Source organism: Bifidobacterium reuteri DSM 23975, assembly GCF_000741695.1.
Lineage (GTDB): Bacteria > Actinomycetota > Actinomycetes > Actinomycetales > Bifidobacteriaceae > Bifidobacterium > Bifidobacterium reuteri.
Map to the genome: position 1 here is coordinate 49,330 of NZ_JGZK01000008.1, position 17,353 is coordinate 66,682.

Below are 17,353 nucleotides of genomic sequence, written 5' to 3' on the forward strand. Positions count from 1 at the left end.
CGAGACTCCGTCATGTCGTTGCGCGGATGTTGCAGCATCCTGATTCGGTTGAGATGTCGGTGCAGTCATGTCCTCTCGCTTTCCTCAGTCCACGTTCATGCCGTCAATCTTGGTGCGGGCCTGCATCAGCTGGTCCGCGGACATATTCGCTGTGCGGTCGATATCAAAGGTGCCAAGCGACTTGTTCTCCGTCAGATCCTCGACCTCGACGAACACGGTCTGGTCGATGTCATAGGCGAACGTGACGCGGATGGGAGAACCTGCAGGATGCGGCGGCACGGGCAAGATCTGATTGGCCAGTATCTTCACATACTTCGGGTCGTCATCGTTGCCTTCGGTGACCTGCACATTGAGCTCTCGCTGATTGTCGACGGTCGTGTAGAACACATCCGAAGCCTTGGCAGGAATCCGTGTGTTGTTCCGGATGATGATGCTGTTGATATCCCTGCCGCCCGAGCCGACAACAATCACGCCCAGCGACTGTGACGTGACATCGGAAATGATGATGTCCGAGCCAGTGGCACCGGCGGCACACGATGCAACGGAACCATTGCCTGACGCACTGAGGCTTGCCGCATAAATGGAGGCACCAATTGCCACAGCCGTGTCCGGATCGATCTCATGCTTGAGCTGGCGGCCGGAGATCTGCTCCAGCATCTTGCGTACCATCGGCATGCGCGTCGAGCCACCGATCATCAGCAAGTAATCGATATCGCTCCACTGCACGTGCTGGTTCTCAAGCAGCAACTCAAGCCGCTCACGAGTGCGATTGAGCAGCGTCTCAGTGGCCTGTTCGAACTCGTCGCGTGTAATACGCACGCGGTAGGTCTTGCCGTCGATGGTAAAGATGGCGGTGCTCTGTGCCACATTGCTCAGGCCACGCTTGAGAATCTCCGCCTTTTCGCGAATCTCCGCATGCAACTGGTCGTCGTATTCATCGACCTCATATCCTTGCTTGGCGAGATCGGCGACGATGAGATCGCTGATCTCATTATCGAAGTCGAACCCGCCCAGATTCGGGTCGCCATCGGTGGCAATCACGTTGAACGACCCGTCGCGGATCTCCATCAGCGTGATGTCGAATGTGCCACCGCCCAAGTCATAGACCAGCACGCGGCCGTTGTTCTGGGAAGTCAAGCCATAGGCGATCGCCGCCGCAGTAGGTTCATTGAACACCTGCAGCACGTTCAGCCCGGCAAGCTTGCCGGCCTGTTTGGTCGCCGTGCGACGGGCGTCATCGAAGTACGCCGGCACAGTGATCACCACATCAGTCACTGGCTCGCCCAGATCAAGCTCGGCGTATTGCTTGATGTATTTGAGGATAAGGGCCGAGATCTCTTCCGGACGGAAATCCGTGCCGTTCGGCGAAGTGTATACGAAATCGGGGTTGCCCATCTGCCGTTTGATGAACTGCACCACGTTGTACGGCGAGCCGGCGGCGGAATTCTTGGCCATCTCACCGACCAGAGGCTCTTCTGCGCCATTGGTATCAGGGAAGAACACCACGGAAGGAGTGGTATTCAGTCCTTCCTGATTGGGCAGCACCTGCGCGCTGTGCCCATCGACGGACACCGCCGCAGCCGAATACGTGGTTCCCAGGTCAATTCCGATTACCGCCATAGCGCCCTTCTCTCTCGCGCCCGATATCCGAACGATTTCAAGGCTAATGTCGAATTCCCGGGACACCAGAGCGACGCCATTAACGATATTGCTGGGGTCAAAATCGCAGTTCTCAGGGTGCCGAACGCGGTGTGCCAGTGGCCTGCCAGTGGCGTGCCAGTGGTCTGCTCCGGAAATTCGTTGACTGTATTTCTGGCTCGTATGCCGGCATGTAGCGCATGCCCCGATCAGGGTCGCGTAGATTCGTCAGATGCCGCGAAAATAGGCACTCAGGCGCTCACGCGTATATGCACGTCTGCGCTGGCTGACCGGAATCGACTCTCCGGTGAGCAGAATGATGCGATCTCCGGTGAACACCTTGAAGAAATCCATATTGAATACAAAGCTTTTGTGGCATTGCAGGAACTGATGCGGCAGCAACCGGCAAAATTGGCTCAACGTGGCATAGGTGTCCACCACACCGATGGCATGGATGTGCAGCACTCGGCGGGTGCTTTCGATGTATCGGATTTCGCGAGGTTCGATCGCATACATGTTGGTACCGGAATACACACGGATCGGACGGCTGCGGCGGCTGTCGATAATCTGCACGGCTTTGGCGAGCGCAGCATGAAGATCATCATCGGAGACCGGCTTGGTCAGGAAGCTCAGATGTTCAGTGGCATACACCTGCGTATGAAATTGCGGGTATCCCGTGACATAGATGATCTGAGTATCGAAGCCTGAAGAAAACAGCCGTTGCACCACATCTATGCCCGTCTCCTCATCACCGAGGTGGATATCCATAAGCACGATGTCATATGCGCAATCGGCGAGCGCGGATTCCGATGACTGCGTATCCGTGAATACCGAGACTTCAAAGCACACCGGGTCCTGCCGAGGAGCAATGTCGTTGCCTGCGTCACGCCCCTTGCCTGGACGAAAAAGCGCAGACGAGGAGACGCTCACGACGCTTGCGCGCAATCGTTCGGCAAGCGCGTTGGCTGCTTGTTGGTCGTCGTCCACAACGGCGACGGAAACCGTATACCCCCCCCCACGCCTTTCTCCTCTCGGCAAACACTCAGGTGCTTCTGGAATGCATCTTAAATATGCCCCGCGTCAATACCAGACAGGTTTTGAGTATTTGTAATAATCGCCGAATCAAATGTCATAAACAATGATGGGAATGTTCATCTGCCGCTGCAATATGGCGGACGATGCCATGGGTAATGGACTATACCGTGGGGGATAATCCATCGGCGGACAATGCTGTGGAGGACAACCCATCGGCGGGACAATACCGTGGAGGACACAACCGGTCCATTCCAAACCATCCAAGCCGTCCTGGGCATAAACGGACCGCACGCCCCACCCCATCACAGATTCTGGGCATTTACGCAGCATTTATTCTGGGCATAACCGTGCCATTACACGCATTCTGGGCATAACCGTATCACGAAGAGGCTGTTTTCGGCGTCCTCGTGATACGTATATGCCAGAACGGGATTCGACGAGCCACTGATGTACCGCATATGCCCAGAACCGAGCTGTTCCACGCTGAATTTCATCGGATAACAAAGTAGGTGCCCGACATCCGAAGATGCCGGGCACCTACTGCTGCGGTCACGCTGCTCTCCCCCAGTCCCGCTGTTGCGGGACAGCCCCCTCACCAGAGGGGGCCTAGGGAAAGGGTCAGAACTCGCGACGTGAATGGTCGCCAGACCATTCACCAGACAACACAGCTGCGGTCGCCAGACTGCTCACCAGACAGCCTACTGTGGTCACGCTGCTCTCCCTCAGTCCCGCTGTTTGCGGGACAGCCCCCTCACCAGAGGGGGCCTAGGGAAAGGGTCAGAACTCGCGGTTCTTGCGGTAGAACTGGATCAGGCTCTGGGTGGAGGCGTCCTGGGCGGCCAGGGCGTCGTCATCCTGGGAGATGGCCGGGGTGATCTGCTTGGCCAGCTGCTTGCCGAGCTCCACGCCCCACTGGTCGTAGGAGTCGAGGCCCCACACAGTACCTTCGACGAAGGTGATGTGCTCGTACAGGGCGATGAGCTCGCCGAGGGCGAACGGGGTCAGGGCCACGCCGAAGATGGAGGTGGTCGGACGGTTGCCGGTGAACACGCGGGCGGGGACGATCTCCTCCGGAGTGCCCTCGGCGCGGACCTCGTCGGCGGTCTTGCCGAAGGCGAGGGCCTTGGTCTGCGCGAAGTAGTTGCCGAGGAACAGCTCGTGCACGTCCTGGTCGCCGTCCTTGGTCGGGTTCGGGGTGTTGACGAACGCGATGAAGTCGGCCGGGATGAGCTGGGTGCCCTGGTGGATCAGCTGGTAGAAGGCGTGCTGGCCGTTGGTGCCGGGCTCGCCCCAGAAGATCTCGCCGGTCTCGGTGGTGACCGGGGTGCCGTCCCAACGCACGGACTTGCCGTTGGACTCCATGGTCAGCTGCTGCAGGTAGGCCGGGAAGCGGTGCAGGTACTGGTCGTACGGCAGCACGGCGTGGGAAGCGGCCTTGAAGAAGTTGCGGTACCAGACGTTCAGCATGCCGAGCAGCACGACGACGTTCTTCTCGAACGGGGTGTTGGCGAAGTATTCGTCGATCTCGTGGAAGCCGTGCAGGAACTCCTCGAAGCGGGCCGGTCCGAAGACCACGGCCAGGGAGGTGCCGACGGCGGAGTCGACGGAGTAACGGCCGCCGACCCAGTTCCAGAAGCCGAACGCGTTGTTCGGGTCGATGCCGAACTCCTCGACCTTCTCCAGGTTGGTGGAGACGGCGACGAAGTGCTTCTTGATGGCCTCGGCGCGCTGAGCGGCGTCGCCCTCGGCGATGGCGCCGTTGGCAACGAGCTCCTCAAGCAGCCAGGTGCGGGCTTCGCGGGCGTTGGTCAGGGTCTCCAGGGTGGTGAAGGTCTTGGAAACGATGATGAACAGGGTGGTCTCCGGGTCGAGGCCCTTGGTCTTCTCGGCCAGGTCGTTCGGGTCGATGTTGGAGATGTAGCGGGCGGAGATGCCGGCGTCCGCGTACGGCTTCAGGGCTTCGTACGCCATGACGGGGCCCAGGTCGGAACCGCCGATGCCGATGTTGACCACGGTCTCGATCTTGCGGCCGGTCACGCCGGTCCACTTGCCGGAGCGCACGTCATCGGCGAAGGCGTAGATCTTGTCGAGGGTCTCGCGCACGTCCTTGACGGTGTCCTGACCGTCAACGATGTACTTGCCCTCGTCCTCGACCGGGCGGCGCAGCGCGGTGTGCAGCACAGCGCGATCCTCGGTGTTGTTGATGTGCACGCCGGTGTACATGGCCTTGATGCGGTCGCCGAGCTTGACTTCGTCGGCGAGGAAGGCGAACAGGCGCAGGGTCTCCGGCTTGATCAGGTTCTTGGACAGGTCGAAGTGCAGATCGCCGGCGTCGAAGCTGAGCTCCTTGACGCGGTCGGAATCTTCGGCGAACCACTTCTTGAGGTCGATGCCCTCGGCCTGAAGCTCGTCATAGTGCTTCTGCAACGCAACCCACGCAGGGGTCTTGGTGGCGTCAACAGGAGGATTGATTGCCATGGAATATTCCTTTCCTCGGTGACTGGAGCATCCTTGCACACAGCTCAGAATCACTCCGTATCACCAAACAGAATACTCACAAATTCAGACATGAACAGAACAAAAACATTCAGTGTCTGGATAGTGTCATCCATGGAAACTACGTTGCGCGGCAGTACCAAGCACATCTGCGGGCCATCTACCCGTGCAGTCCGCGGTACGAATCCGGTACGAATCCGGTACGAATCTGGTACAGATCCGGTACAGCGACGGCATAGGACCCGCACGAACCATGACGCGAACGACGACGCGAACCACGACACAGACACCACGCTCGTTTGGCTTTTTCCACGGCATGCCTTACACTTATTGTTTTGTGCGCGGGTGGCGAACGCCTTCCGCGAGACAAGCCACTTTAGCTCAGTCGGTAGAGCGGCTCACTCGTAATGAGCAGGTCGTCAGTTCGATTCTGACAAGTGGCTCGACTGCCCTAGGTTGGTTCGTCCGCCTAGGGTTTTGCATATGGAACTGTGGGCTGACGGTTTCCGCCCGCCTGCAGCCAAGCGGTATGCAACAATGCGCGAGTGGCGGAATTGGTAGACGCGCAGGATTTAGGTTCCTGTGTCTTAGACGTGTGGGTTCAAGTCCCATCTCGCGCACAGAGTAGGGATTCCCCGATTCCCCTCTCCTTGCCGTTGTTTTCTTCCTCATTTCTCAGCAATCGTATGTTCAGTCCCGCTCAGCGTACGTTTGCTGAGGTCTTACGCCCTTACTTCTCGCCAAACGTACACTGACTGCCGCTCATCGTACGTTTGGCGAGAAAAAGGTTGGCAGAGTCTCACTAAACGTACGCTGAGCAGCACGTACGCTGAGCGACGGTATAAACAGCAACAAATAACAACAGTATCGACAACGGCGGCAAGGCAGCTCCGTCCACGGTATGGGCATCAGCGGCCGCCGTCACAGGGAGACGTCCCCCTCCGCGAGGATAGTGAAACAGTAAGCAAAACGAGGAGAGAGTCGTGTCTGCCATACTTACGCCAGTCGGCCTGCTGCTGATCATTCTTGCCGGCTACCTGTTCCGGCGCTTCGGCCTGTTCGGCCAGAAGGATTACCGCGTTCTGCAAACCGCCGAATTCAATCTGGTGCTGCCCGGCGCGATCATCTACTCATTCGCCACGAACCCGCACGACATCTCCCTGCTCTGGCTATCGGCGTTCGCCTTCATCTGCTCAGCCGTGCCGGTGGCGTTCATCTTCGTCACCACGCGCAAACGCAATGTGACCGACCGCGCATTCCTGATGCTCAACGGAGCCGGATTCAATCTCGGATGCTTCTGCTTCCCTGTGGTGCAATCATTCTGGGGCGCGGGCGCAGTGGTGCCCGCCGCGATGTTCGATATCGGCAACTGCATCATGGTCGCAGCCGGCACGAACGTGCTCACCCAGCAGCTTCTGCATATTCAACCTGGCAAGACACTTGCCGAGCAGCATGCCGGCTCCGCGCCGACCTTGCCCTACGAGAAACCCAAGGACCGCGACGCCAAACGACTCGCACGCCGCGCACTGGGACGCACCATCTTCAAGAGCTTCTTCGGCTCCGTGCCGTTCGACACCTATATGCTGATGATTGTGCTGACCCTGCTCAACGTGCATGTTCCAGACTGGATCGCCACGTTCTGCCAGCCCCTGAGCAATGCGAACGCCTTGGTCTCCATGCTGATGGTGGGCATGCTGATGGACTTGCCGCAATCCAGGCATGACGTCAAAGAGGTGCTGGCCGTGGTGGCGTGGCGTGTGCCGTTCAGCATCGTCTTCGCTCTGGCGGCCTGGTTCCTGCTGCCGTTCGATGCGTCCGTGCGCGCTGTGGCGGTCATCGCCTGCCTGGCGCCGATCGCCATCTTCTCCACGCTGTTCACCGACAAGGTGCTGGGCAACGCCAAGCTCGCCGGGTTCTCGCTCTCGTTGACCGCCATCATCGCGCTGGTGCTGATGGCCATCGCCCACACACTGATGGGCGTGTGAGCGGGCTTGGCTCTGTTTCGTCAGGATTGACATGTTTGTGAACCGTCCCGCAGCCGGCTTCACCGGCATCCCTAGCATGGGGAGCCCAACAAGGTAATACCAATTCTGATTGAGTGGTGTGCAAACCATTTGCTGCTTTGTGCACACCACCGCATCTCAGCGCATCACTCAGCCAGCAATGCTTCGATCTCGGGCACCAGAGCCTTCAATGCCTTGCCACGGTGGGAAATAGCGTTCTTTTCTGCCGGAGTCATTTCGGCACTGGTCAGCGGCTCGCCTTCATATCCCGGCTCGTCGCTGGTACGGCCTGCCGGCTGGTCATCGGGCACGAACAGCGGATCATAGCCGAAACCGTGCTCGCCGCGGGCCTTGCGGATGATGCGACCCGGCATTTCGCCGAGCTTGACCACCTCGGATGCGATGGCGTATCGTCCGACCACCGGAGCACCGCCGGCAGTCGAGCCAGCGGCTGCTTCAGTATCACCACCATTGGTACCGGTTACATCAGCACCGGTCACATCGATGCCGGCTGCGGTATCCGGCACCACCAGAGCCGCGGCACAACGGAACCGTGCGGTGCGCTTGTCGTCCGGTATATCCTCGATCTGCGCGAGCAGCAGCGCGTTGTTCGCCTTGTCATGCCCATGTGCGCCAGCCCAGCGCGCGGACAGGATGCCGGGCGCGTTGCCCATCACATCCACGATGAGGCCGGAGTCGTCGGCGATGGCGGGCAGACCCGTGCGGCCGGCGACATCGCGCGCCTTGAGCAGCGCGTTCTCCTGGAAGGTCACACCGGTTTCCACCGGGTCGGGCAGATGCAGGCTGCCGGCCGACACCAGTTCGATGTCCGCGGCGGCAGGCCCGAGATCCTCCTCGAGGATGCGGCGGATCTCCACCAGTTTGCCTTCGTTATGCGTGGCGACGACGATTTTCATTGCAGTTCCTCCAGTATGTCCGGTATGTGTCCAGTATGCAAAAACGATATGTGCAATATGTGCGATATGTGCGGCATGAGCGGGGCGGGCGGATGGCATATGTGCGTAATCGTGTGCGTCATGGGCATGCAGTCGTCCTTCTGTGAGTCTCCTGACCGGGCGCGCCAGAAGAATCAGGTTGAAACCGACCGACGAGGACCCTGAACCGGCTGTATGTTCGCGGGCCGACGACCCACGCGCGAACATACAGCTAGTTTAGGCGCTGTTCCCGGCCATATGTTCGCGAGCTGACGAACCACGCGCGAACATACAGCTAGTTTAGGAGCCGTTCCAGGCTGTATGTTCGCGACCACCTCGTCAAGCCGCGAACATACAGCCGGTTTCCGGCGGCGGGGCATCCACCAGCGCGTGGGTACGAGGCATACGCGCGGGTATGAGGCATGCGCACGGGTGCGAGGCATACGCGCAGGTATGAGGCATGCGCACGGGTGCGAGTCATGTGCATGGGTGCGAGTCCAGCGCGCAGTGTGTGAATCATGCGCACCGCGCACACCGCCGCAACGACACAACACATGGCGCAACACACGGCTCAGCACGCCATCCGGTCTCGACGCGCGTCAAAGCACGCCACGACCAGGGTATCGGGCCGAATACGTGCGCGCGCATCATCAATCAGTCCAAGGCGAGCGCGGCACGCTGGGCGGCCTGTAGCTCGCGATTGCCCTTCTCCGCCAAATCGAGCAGCGTACCGAGCTCGGCGCGGTTGAACGGGCGGTGTTCGGCGGTGCCTTGAATCTCGATGAACGTGCCGGAACCGGTCATGGCCACGTTCATATCGGTCATGGCCTGACTGTCTTCGATGTACGGCAGGTCCAGCATCGGCGTTCCGTTGATCACACCCACCGACACGGCGGACACATAATCCTTCAGCACCTTGGCAGCGGACTTGATGTGCTTGTTCTTCTCCGCCCAGTTCAGCGCATCCACCAGCGCCACGTAGGCACCGGTGACGGAAGCGGTGCGGGTGCCGCCATCAGCCTGCAGCACATCGCAGTCAAGCTGGATCTGGTTCTCGCCCAGCGCCTTCATATCGACGACGCCCCTCAGGCAACGGCCGATGAGTCGGCTGATCTCCATCGTGCGGCCGCCGAGCTTGCCTTTGACGGACTCACGATCAGTGCGCTCGGAGGTGGCGCGCGGCAGCATCGCGTATTCGGCGGTCACCCAGCCGAGCCCGGAATCCTTGCGCCAGCGAGGCACGCCCGGAGTGAACGTGGCGGTGCACATCACGCGGGTGTTGCCGCATTCGATGAGCACGGAGCCTTCAGGGGCATCGGTGAAATGACGGGTGATGCGCACCGGACGCAGTTCGTCCACTTGGCGGCCGTCGGCGCGGATGATCTGATGATTGGGAAGCAAATCTTTGATTTCAGCCATGCGGCCAAGCATACGCGCACCCACATGACGCGTACAGCACGAATGCAACGTTCGCTATGCACACTGCGGCATACTAACCGAGCAGGACCTTCTTGGGCAGCGCACGATCCAACAGCCACACTGCGAACGCGAGCGCCACAAACGCGAGCGCCAGCTTGCCGCAACTGACGCCGAAACCCTGCCAGCCGAGCACCTTCAGATCGATGAAGGCGTACGGATACGGATTGCCGCCCGCGGCCGGGCCGGAATTTGGCCACAATGCCGCGCGGATGAGCACGAACGTCAGATAGACAGGGAAATAGATCAGCCACGACAACATGTAATGCCAGCGGAACCGGCGATGCGGGTCGAACAGTACGAAATCGATCACCGCCATGATCGGGCCGATTTTGTGGAGCATCGTGTTGGTCATGATGCCGATCACCTGCGGCACATAGGCGGGATCGTCGGGCGGCATCAGGAGGAACGCCACCAGCGCGGTGACGACGGCGTACAGCGTGACGCACCCCTTGAGCCATGCAGGCGGCTGGATGCCTTTCAGCAGTGTGGCGGCACCGGCCCACAGCATCACCACGCCCAGCACCAGTCCGGTCTGGAATGTGAAATACACCCAATACTGCGGCTTGGACCAGGCCTCATACGTTCCGACGAAGCAGAATCCTGCGATGGCCAACCGCCATAATGCCGCGATGAATCTCATGATTCATGAGTCTACTCAATACTCATCAGTACTCATCAGTACTCAGTTTCGGGAGACGGCCCGGGTCCGATGCGCAAGCGCGGCACTTGTCTTTGGGCGGCTTATTCCGGGACATTCCCCAGTCCAGCCCGGCTCATGACGTCAGACATCGTCGGACGTTCTTCAGGATTAATCCACAGGCCATCTATGACTGTCTTCGCTGACTCGCAGGTCCAATGCCGCAAAGTCATCGCAGCTAGTGTTCTTGGGCATGCGACGGCGGTGCCGCCATCGGACTACACTAATAGTCAACTTAACCAAAAGTAGTGAGCTTGGGTAAGCGGGACAGCAAACACAGTGAATCGACACGGTGGAGCACACGGTGGAGCACACAGTGATGCAACACAGTGAGGCGCCACGACACAGTGAGGCACAGTGGAACACCACAGTGCACGACAACGGAAAGGCTTGGAATGGTCGATTATTCGCCGGCTCTGATGACCGACATGTATGAATACACGATGCTCGATGCAGCACTCAAGGACGGCACCGCCAATCGCAAATGCGTATTCGAGGTGTTCACCAGGCACCTGCCCGAAGGCCGACGCTACGGCGTGGTGGCCGGCACTGGCCGCATCCTGGACGAGCTCGAACGCTTCCATTTGGACAGCGAGGACCTGAAATTCCTCGCCGACCGGCATGTGGTCAGTCCGGAGACCATCAGGTGGCTGGAGAACTTCCGCTTCTCCGGATCCATCAAGGGCTATCGAGAAGGCGAGATGTTCTTCCCGAACTCGCCGATACTGCAGGTCGAAGGCACGTTCGGCGAGTGCACGCTGCTGGAAACGCTGATTCTGTCGATTCTCAACTATGATTCCGCCGTGGCGTCCGCCGCCTCACGCATGGTGTCGGCCGCCAAGGATCGCCCCTGCATGGATATGGGCGGACGACGCACGAACGAGTGGGCCGCCGTGGCCGCGGCGCGCGCTGCAGTGGTCGGCGGCTTCAAAGGCACCGCGAACCTGCTCGCCGCACAGTTGTACGGACTGAAGGCTATTGGCACCGCCGCGCACTGCTTCACGCTGGTGCACGATTCCGAGCGCGACGCCTTCGAATCGCAGATCGCGGCACTGGGCAAGAACACCACGCTGCTGGTCGACACCTACAACATCGAGGAGGCCGTGAAGACCGCCGTGGAAGTGGCCGGCCCCGAATTGGGCGGCATCCGCATCGATTCGGGCGACTTGGCCGCGATGGCGCAACGCGTGCGCAACCAGCTGGACGCGCTGGGTGCCACGAACACCACCATCACCGTGACCAACGATCTGGACGAGTATGCACTGGCCGCCCTGCAGACCGCACCGGTCGACTCGTACGGCGTGGGCACAATGCTGGTGACCGGCTCCGGAGCCCCGACCTGCGCGATGGTGTACAAGCTCACCGAACGCGAGGGCGCGGATGGCGTGATGCAGCCTGTTGCCAAGAAGTCGAAGGACAAGGCCACAGTGCCTGGCCGCAAGCTGGCCTATCGTTCATACGAGTACGCGCTGGCCGAAGCCGAGCATGTCGTCTCCGGCTCGGAAGACAAGCTGGCCGCGTTCACGCCGGAGGAAGGCTGGAAGGATCTGCTGGTCGATTTCGTGGACCACGGCTCGATCGATTCGACTTGGCAGGGGCATGACGCCATCATGGCCGCGCACGAATACCGCGCCAAGGCGCTTGCCGAGCTGCCGATCACCGCGCAATCGCTGATGAAGGGCGAGCCTGTGATTTCTACTGAAGTCACCGTCCTGTGACGGCGGCTTCAGTAGAAATCCGTCGCGGCACAGCCGCTCCCCTCGCCTACCGGCAGCCCACCGGGCTGCCCGCTTAACGGCTCGGTTATTGAAGTCACCGTCCTGTGACGGCGACTCAGCAGTCGATTGAGTAGAGGCGGGTTTTGTAGTACTTCCAGTCGGGCAATGGTTCGCCCGCTTCGAGCGCGCGCTTGATGTCGCCGTAATAGTGCAGTTTGCGCTGCACATGCATGGCCGCCTCGTCAAGCGCGCGGCGCTGCTCGTCCAAGGCCTCGCGACGCGATTCCAGCAAGTCCAGGATCTCGTCGATGTGTTCGGGCTCATCGGACTCGTACACGAAGAATTTCTTCAGATCATCGATGGTCATGCCCGCGTTCTTGAAGCAGCAGATCGCACGCAGACGGTTGATATGGCAGTCCTCGAACACGCGCTGCCCGGTCTCCGTACGGCCGACATTGGTGAGCAGGCCCTGCTCCTCGTAATAGCGCAATGTGGACGGCTGCATATGAAACTGTGCGGCCACCTCGCGAATCGTATATGTCTTATGGATTCTCTCGCGAGCGCCCTGCGCGCTGTCGACGTTCGAAACCTCTCCCGCTCCGGCGCCGCCGGCCGGTTCATCCGCGACAGCACCGGCCGCAGTCCGCGCAGACTCCGCCGGAATCATCACCGTATCTGTTTTCAATCCGACCTCCCCGCCGTACCTTTCCCGGTTTTCCCGGCCGACGGCCCGCCGGGCACCAATCATCGGCACCCACCGCAACACGCCGAACCATCGCCCGAAATTTGCCTTCAAGTTCACTTGAACTGGAACCATGATAACCGATAACGCAACCGACACACACCCGTGCCACGGTGCACATCGGCACCTCACACGGCGTCAAAGGAGAGCCATGTTCGAGCCAACCACCTCTTACCAGCCCGACCCGCATCGCTACGACACGATGACCTACAACCGTTCCGGACGCTCCGGCCTCAAGCTTCCCGCCGTCTCGCTCGGCTTCTGGCACAACTTCGGCGACATCACCCCGTTCGAGCAGATGAAGTCGCTCGTCTTCACCGCGTTCGACAACGGCATCACCCACTTCGATCTGGCCAACAACTACGGCCCGGAACCCGGCCAGGCGGAGAAGAACTGCGGTCTGCTGCTCGCCAAATACTTCAAGCACCATCGCGACGAGCTCATCATCTCCACCAAAGCTGGCTATGAGATGTGGCAGGGCCCTTACGGCGACCTCGGCAGCCGCAAGTACCTGCTTGCGTCGCTCGACCAGTCGCTCGAACGCCTCGGACTGGACTATGTGGACATCTTCTACCACCACCACCCGGACCCGGACACCCCGCTCGAGGAGACGATGGGCGCGCTCGCGCAGGCCGTGAACTCCGGCAAGGCGCTGTACGTGGGCCTGTCCAACTACGATGGTCCGACGATGGAGAAGGCGGCGGCCATTCTCGATGAACTGCACGTGCCGTTCATCATCAACCAGAACAAGTACAACATCCTCGACCGCACGGTGGAGAAGAACGGCCTCAAGGAAACCGCATACCGCCTGGGCAAGGGGCTCATCACCTTCTGTCCGCTGGAGCAGGGCCTCCTGACCAACCGCTACCTCAACGGCATTCCCGCCGACAGCCGCATGGCCCACGATCCGCGATTCCTCAACAACTCCGCGCTGACCGACAAGCTGCACAAGCAGGTGGTGGACCTGAACAGCCTCGCCGCCGAACGCGGACAGACGCTCGCGGAGATGAGCCTGGCATGGCTGCTGCACGACGGCAAGGTGACCTCGGTGCTGGCCGGCGCCTCGAAGCCGCAGCAGATCCTCGACAACATCGGCGCACTGAAGAACACCACGTTCACCGACGAGGAGCTCAAGCGCATCGACGAGATCTCACAGCGCTGAGACACGATACCGAGCGGCCGGGCGCCGCGGCGCGAGTGGCAGACGATGGGCGTGACGCGGCGCACATGGCGAGCGCGCGAATGCGGATACATGAACGTGCGAACGCGCACGCAAGTACGAATGTGAGCGCACGCCGAAGCGCGGGCCCGCCATTTCGGCGACGATCTGGATAATTGTCCCGCTAGCTTGTGGCAGGTCAGTCGTATTCCCGTGATTGGCCGTAATCATCGTACCGGTCATCCTCCGCGGCCTGACGGCGACCTTTCTCCTGCTGCTCCTCCGCCTCATCCACGCCGCTGACCTTGGTGCGCCTTCCGATCCAGTTGATGATGGTGAACACGATGCAGAACACGATGACAAGGATTCCCAAGACGGCGATGATGCCGAGCAGCCGCCCGTATCCTTGTGCTTGTCCGGTCAACCATTGGAGGAGGTTGGATGTGGTCGTCTCGTCCGCGTATTCGGGACTGTCCGACAGGAGTTCCGCATGCTGGTTGTTGGCGCTCAATAGGTAGGATGCGTAGCCGACCAGGGGTGTGGCTATCGCGGTGAGGATTCCGATGATCCACATGAGGAACTGGTAGCGGTTGTACCATTTGCTGATTTTCCATAGGATGCCCATGTTTCCTATTGAACCAGTCTCGTGTGGGTTGTTGGCGGGAAAGGCGGGAAGATGCCGCCACGAAGAGGCATGACGGCAACGCCAAGCCCTATCAGATACGGCAAATCCTCAAAGCCATCGACATGAAGGAGAGCATGAAATGAGCATGAACACCAGCGTAATCGTCAACCATTACTCATATCGGGTCCAATGGTCCGCCGAAGATGGGGAGTACGTGGGAACCTGCGCCGAACTGCCCGGCCTGAGCTGGCTGGACGAATCCCCGGCGAAAACCCTGAACGGCATCCAGAAAGTCGCCGGCGAAGCCGTTGCGGACATGGAGGCCAACGGCGGGAAGATTCCCGAGCCATACGGCCCCCTCTTTGTCTAGAGCTATTGACATTTAGTGTCTAGTAAGATAGAATTAAGTTCGTGACGAAACGCAAGGACATCATCAAACGAATCAAAGCCGAAGCGAAAAAGAACGGCTGCCGACTCGAAATCCTCGAAGGCGGCAACCATTCAAAACTCGTCATCGACGGCATGATCGTCCCACTGCCACGACACAACGAAATACGAGAGAATACAACCAAAGCCATCTACGGGGAATGCGAACCGAAATTCGGAAAGGACTGGTGGAAATGAAAACCTACGAAGTGAACGTCACCAGAGACGAAGACGCATGGATGGTGGACGTGCCCGCCGTCAAACGCGTCACCCAGGCTCTGAATCTCAAAGAGGTGGACGTGATGGCGCGTGATCTGATCAGCATCATGACCGACGAGGCGCCGGAGTCCATCAACCTTGACGTGCACGTCAGACTGCCCGAAACGGTGGAATCGCATGTGCTTGAGTCGAAACGGCAACGCATGGTGTCGGAGGAATCAGCCCGCAAGGCCGCTTCCGAAAGCCGGCTCGCCGCCAAAACCCTGCATGGTATGGGCGTGACCCTGCGTGATATCGGCATCATGCTGGGCGTCTCCTACCAGCGGGCGCACCAGCTCGTCAACGCGTGACGTACAACGTATGCGTCCGGCTTGGAGGCGAGGGAGATAAAGGGATGAATGTGAAATCAGTCGGTCAGCATGGTCTTAGAATGATATCGCTACCGTCTGAAGTGCCATTTCCGCAGTAGTGGAGATAGTCGTCTCCGCTTGATGCCTGTCCGCTGTTGCTTCCTATAGACGGAGCAGAAACTTGACCATTACCGTTGTAATTGTGACCGCCCGTATACCCATTGTTGCTGCCGTATCCGTAGCTCTGGTATCCGTCGCCCACATACGAGGAAGACGGCGCCTGCGCCGCAGCGGCCGCCTGGGCTTCGGCCGCTGCCCTGGCGTCCGCATCCTGCTTGGCCTTCACGCTGTCGTTGACCTTGCCGACCGCATCCTCCAATGCCTTGCGCGCCTCGTCCAGTTTCGACGGATCGTTCCCGTCCTTCAGCTTGTTTCCGGCGTCGATGGCCTTCGACAGGGAGTCACGCACCGCGTTGTCGGCCACCTTGCCGTCCGAATCCGCGAGCAGCTTGGACGCCTCCTCCAGTTTCGCCTTCAGGTTCGCCCTAGCCGTGTCCAGGGTCTTGGCCGCCTTGGATTCATTGACCGCCTTCACCGTCTTCGACAGGCTCTCCTCATGCGTCCTATACCATGCGGTCTGCTCGTCCAACGTGTTCGCGGCATCCTTCAGGCCGTTCGTATCGTCGGCCGTGCAACCCGCATAGACGGGAGTTTCCTCTTTCAACGCCTTGGCCAGCGTGTCCAAGGTCTTCGCGTCCTTCACCTGATCCTTCGCCACCTTCGACGCCTGCGCGGCGTCACCGTTGAGCAGCAGGTTGTACGCGTTCATCGCCTCCCGCGTATGGCCGGAAGCCGTCGCGCACGCCGACTTGGCGGCATCAAGCTCACGGACCGTCCACACATGCCATCCGCCGACACCCGCAGCCACAAGGACCACGGCGGCACCAGCCGCAATAACAGGAACCAGCCATTGGGGCGCTTTGTCTGCACCGCAGGAGTGCCTGCTGTTTCTTCGCCATCTCTCTCATTTTGCATGGTTTCAGTGTAGAACAGGCCATGGTTTGAAGTTCCAAGACGCAAACGATGTGGATAGCGGAGGATTGATCGGCATAAGTGCTTCCCAGCCAATTGGACCCGCATACGTATAGTTGCAACCAGACAACGAATTTCCAACGAGAGACGCTAGTGGTCTGTCTCGCAATTGGTTGAGTGGTTGAGGGTGTCTTTGGCGTGCTTGACCTTGGCGAGGATGGTTTCGGCGCTGGCGGTCCATGTGTAGGGGCGGGGATTGCGGTTGTGGGCATCGATGTATTGGTCGATGCTGTCCACGAGGCTTTGCAGGCTGGGGAACACGCCGCGGCGGATGGCGTCCCGGTCAAGGTCCCCGAACCAGTGCCCGACCTGGTTGAGCCATGAGCTCGACGTGGGCGTGTAGCGCATGTGGAACCTGGGGTGCGTCCCGATCCAGGCCCTGACGGCGGCGTGCTTGTGCGTGGCGTAGTTGTCCGCGATCACGTGCACGTCCAGCCCCGCGGGCAAACCGTCGAGGGTGTCTAATTGTTTGTGTATGGGGTTGCCGGGTGAAAGGATATTATGATGGTGACCTCGCATGATGAAGTAGGGTGCGGCGATGGTGCCGTTGCCGTGGGTTCCGCCCGTGAGCTGGTGGATGGTCTTGTTTCGTCGGGTTCGTTGGATTCCCTGTTCGAGCGTATAGACAGGGGCGATGTGGAGCCGGCCGGCGATGGGGGTCTGATCCCGGAACTGGTGCGCGCGCACCGTGTTCACGCGCACCCCGCGCCGGCGCGCGCTTCTCCTCGTTCGCGACCCC

16 protein-coding genes, 2 tRNA genes and 1 pseudogene are annotated in these 17,353 nt (G+C 60.0%); 9 read left to right on the forward strand and 10 right to left on the reverse strand.

Features of this window, described 5'->3' with window-relative positions:
- Positions 1–84: 84 nt before the first annotated feature.
- The 3 genes from BREU_RS08090 to pgi form a co-directional block, all read right to left on the reverse strand.
- A complete protein-coding gene (locus BREU_RS08090; protein ID WP_044089575.1) occupies positions 85–1,620 on the reverse strand; it encodes an Hsp70 family protein in 1,536 nt (511 codons plus the stop codon).
- Positions 1,621–1,866: 246 nt separating this feature from the next.
- Entirely contained in the window at positions 1,867–2,625 is a 759-nt protein-coding gene (locus BREU_RS08095; protein ID WP_052382085.1) for a LytR/AlgR family response regulator transcription factor, read from the reverse strand.
- Positions 2,626–3,450: 825 nt separating this feature from the next.
- On the reverse strand, positions 3,451–5,151 hold the full coding sequence (gene pgi / locus BREU_RS08100; protein ID WP_044089576.1) for a glucose-6-phosphate isomerase: 1,701 nt from the start codon (positions 5,149–5,151) through the stop codon (positions 3,451–3,453).
- Between the two features lie 388 nt (positions 5,152–5,539).
- Here pgi and BREU_RS08105 point away from each other — a divergent pair.
- The 3 genes from BREU_RS08105 (at position 5,540) to BREU_RS08115 (ending at position 7,154) form a co-directional block, all read left to right on the forward strand.
- A tRNA-Thr gene (locus tag BREU_RS08105) sits at positions 5,540–5,612 on the forward strand.
- Between the two features lie 96 nt (positions 5,613–5,708).
- Positions 5,709–5,789, forward strand: a tRNA-Leu gene (locus tag BREU_RS08110).
- A 363-nt stretch (positions 5,790–6,152) separates the two neighbouring features.
- Positions 6,153–7,154: an AEC family transporter gene (locus BREU_RS08115; RefSeq protein WP_044089577.1), complete on the forward strand. Its 1,002-nt coding sequence runs from the start codon at positions 6,153–6,155 to the stop codon at positions 7,152–7,154.
- 164 nt (positions 7,155–7,318) lie between these two features.
- Here the strand turns inward: BREU_RS08115 and BREU_RS08120 are convergent, their stop codons facing one another.
- The 3 genes from BREU_RS08120 to BREU_RS08130 all read right to left on the reverse strand — a co-directional run bounded on the left by BREU_RS08120 (position 7,319) and on the right by BREU_RS08130 (position 10,226).
- Complete coding sequence (locus tag BREU_RS08120) at positions 7,319–8,089, reverse strand: non-canonical purine NTP pyrophosphatase (RefSeq protein ID WP_044089578.1); 771 nt, start codon at positions 8,087–8,089, stop codon at positions 7,319–7,321.
- A gap of 672 nt (positions 8,090–8,761) precedes the next feature.
- Positions 8,762–9,526, reverse strand: a complete 765-nt coding sequence (rph, locus tag BREU_RS08125; RefSeq protein ID WP_044089638.1) for a ribonuclease PH — start codon at positions 9,524–9,526, stop codon at positions 8,762–8,764.
- Positions 9,527–9,599: 73 nt separating this feature from the next.
- The gene (locus BREU_RS08130; RefSeq protein ID WP_044089579.1) at positions 9,600–10,226 is read right to left on the reverse strand and encodes a Pr6Pr family membrane protein; all 627 of its coding nucleotides are present in this window, start codon (positions 10,224–10,226) and stop codon (positions 9,600–9,602) included.
- Between the two features lie 452 nt (positions 10,227–10,678).
- Between BREU_RS08130 and BREU_RS08135 the strand changes: the two genes are divergently transcribed.
- Positions 10,679–12,001 carry a nicotinate phosphoribosyltransferase gene (locus tag BREU_RS08135; RefSeq protein ID WP_044089580.1) on the forward strand — a complete coding sequence of 441 codons (1,323 nt, stop codon included), beginning with the start codon at positions 10,679–10,681 and terminating at the stop codon, positions 11,999–12,001.
- Positions 12,002–12,116: 115 nt separating this feature from the next.
- Here the strand turns inward: BREU_RS08135 and BREU_RS08140 are convergent, their stop codons facing one another.
- Complete coding sequence (locus tag BREU_RS08140; RefSeq protein ID WP_258185046.1) at positions 12,117–12,551, reverse strand: MerR family transcriptional regulator; 435 nt, start codon at positions 12,549–12,551, stop codon at positions 12,117–12,119.
- 343 nt (positions 12,552–12,894) lie between these two features.
- Between BREU_RS08140 and BREU_RS08145 the strand changes: the two genes are divergently transcribed.
- Positions 12,895–13,905 carry an aldo/keto reductase gene (locus BREU_RS08145; RefSeq protein ID WP_044089581.1) on the forward strand — a complete coding sequence of 337 codons (1,011 nt, stop codon included), beginning with the start codon at positions 12,895–12,897 and terminating at the stop codon, positions 13,903–13,905.
- A gap of 196 nt (positions 13,906–14,101) precedes the next feature.
- On the opposite strand, the gene BREU_RS08150 is transcribed toward BREU_RS08145, so the two are convergent.
- Positions 14,102–14,527 carry a hypothetical protein gene (locus tag BREU_RS08150; RefSeq protein ID WP_044089582.1) on the reverse strand — a complete coding sequence of 142 codons (426 nt, stop codon included), beginning with the start codon at positions 14,525–14,527 and terminating at the stop codon, positions 14,102–14,104.
- Between the two features lie 139 nt (positions 14,528–14,666).
- Between BREU_RS08150 and BREU_RS08155 the strand changes: the two genes are divergently transcribed.
- The 3 genes from BREU_RS08155 to BREU_RS08165 are packed head-to-tail and all read left to right on the forward strand — an operon-like array spanning position 14,667 to position 15,522.
- Entirely contained in the window at positions 14,667–14,897 is a 231-nt protein-coding gene (locus BREU_RS08155; RefSeq protein WP_052382086.1) for a hypothetical protein, read from the forward strand.
- A gap of 41 nt (positions 14,898–14,938) precedes the next feature.
- Positions 14,939–15,151 carry a hypothetical protein gene (locus BREU_RS08160; protein ID WP_044089583.1) on the forward strand — a complete coding sequence of 71 codons (213 nt, stop codon included), beginning with the start codon at positions 14,939–14,941 and terminating at the stop codon, positions 15,149–15,151.
- Entirely contained in the window at positions 15,148–15,522 is a 375-nt protein-coding gene (locus BREU_RS08165) for a hypothetical protein (RefSeq protein WP_044089584.1), read from the forward strand. Before BREU_RS08160 ends, BREU_RS08165 begins: the two co-directional genes overlap by 4 nt.
- Positions 15,523–15,586: 64 nt before the next feature.
- Here the strand turns inward: BREU_RS08165 and BREU_RS08170 are convergent, their stop codons facing one another.
- The gene (locus BREU_RS08170) at positions 15,587–16,459 is read right to left on the reverse strand and encodes a hypothetical protein (RefSeq protein ID WP_052382087.1); all 873 of its coding nucleotides are present in this window, start codon (positions 16,457–16,459) and stop codon (positions 15,587–15,589) included.
- Positions 16,460–16,704: 245 nt separating this feature from the next.
- Positions 16,705–17,133 (reverse strand): transposase, encoded by a 429-nt coding sequence (locus BREU_RS08175; RefSeq protein WP_044089643.1) that lies wholly within the window; start codon positions 17,131–17,133, stop codon positions 16,705–16,707.
- Here BREU_RS08175 and BREU_RS12710 point away from each other — a divergent pair.
- A pseudogene (locus BREU_RS12710) lies at positions 17,116–17,353 on the forward strand (hypothetical protein); the annotation flags it as partial. The gene BREU_RS08175 and the pseudogene BREU_RS12710 overlap by 18 nt on opposite strands.

Coding starts and splice junctions, on each gene's coding strand:
- pgi (WP_044089576.1), bottom strand. CDS start 5,151: ATGGCAATCAATCCTCCTGTTGACGCCACCAAGACCCCTGCGTGGGTT.
- BREU_RS08120 (WP_044089578.1), bottom strand. CDS start 8,089: ATGAAAATCGTCGTCGCCACGCATAACGAAGGCAAACTGGTGGAGATC.
- BREU_RS08135 (WP_044089580.1), top strand. CDS start 10,679: ATGGTCGATTATTCGCCGGCTCTGATGACCGACATGTATGAATACACG.
- BREU_RS08150 (WP_044089582.1), bottom strand. CDS start 14,527: ATGGGCATCCTATGGAAAATCAGCAAATGGTACAACCGCTACCAGTTC.
- rph (WP_044089638.1), bottom strand. CDS start 9,526: ATGGCTGAAATCAAAGATTTGCTTCCCAATCATCAGATCATCCGCGCC.
- BREU_RS08175 (WP_044089643.1), bottom strand. CDS start 17,133: ATGCGAGGTCACCATCATAATATCCTTTCACCCGGCAACCCCATACAC.
- BREU_RS08145 (WP_044089581.1), top strand. CDS start 12,895: ATGTTCGAGCCAACCACCTCTTACCAGCCCGACCCGCATCGCTACGAC.
- BREU_RS08165 (WP_044089584.1), top strand. CDS start 15,148: ATGAAAACCTACGAAGTGAACGTCACCAGAGACGAAGACGCATGGATG.
- BREU_RS08090 (WP_044089575.1), bottom strand. CDS start 1,620: ATGGCGGTAATCGGAATTGACCTGGGAACCACGTATTCGGCTGCGGCG.
- BREU_RS08130 (WP_044089579.1), bottom strand. CDS start 10,226: ATGAGATTCATCGCGGCATTATGGCGGTTGGCCATCGCAGGATTCTGC.
- BREU_RS08155 (WP_052382086.1), top strand. CDS start 14,667: ATGAGCATGAACACCAGCGTAATCGTCAACCATTACTCATATCGGGTC.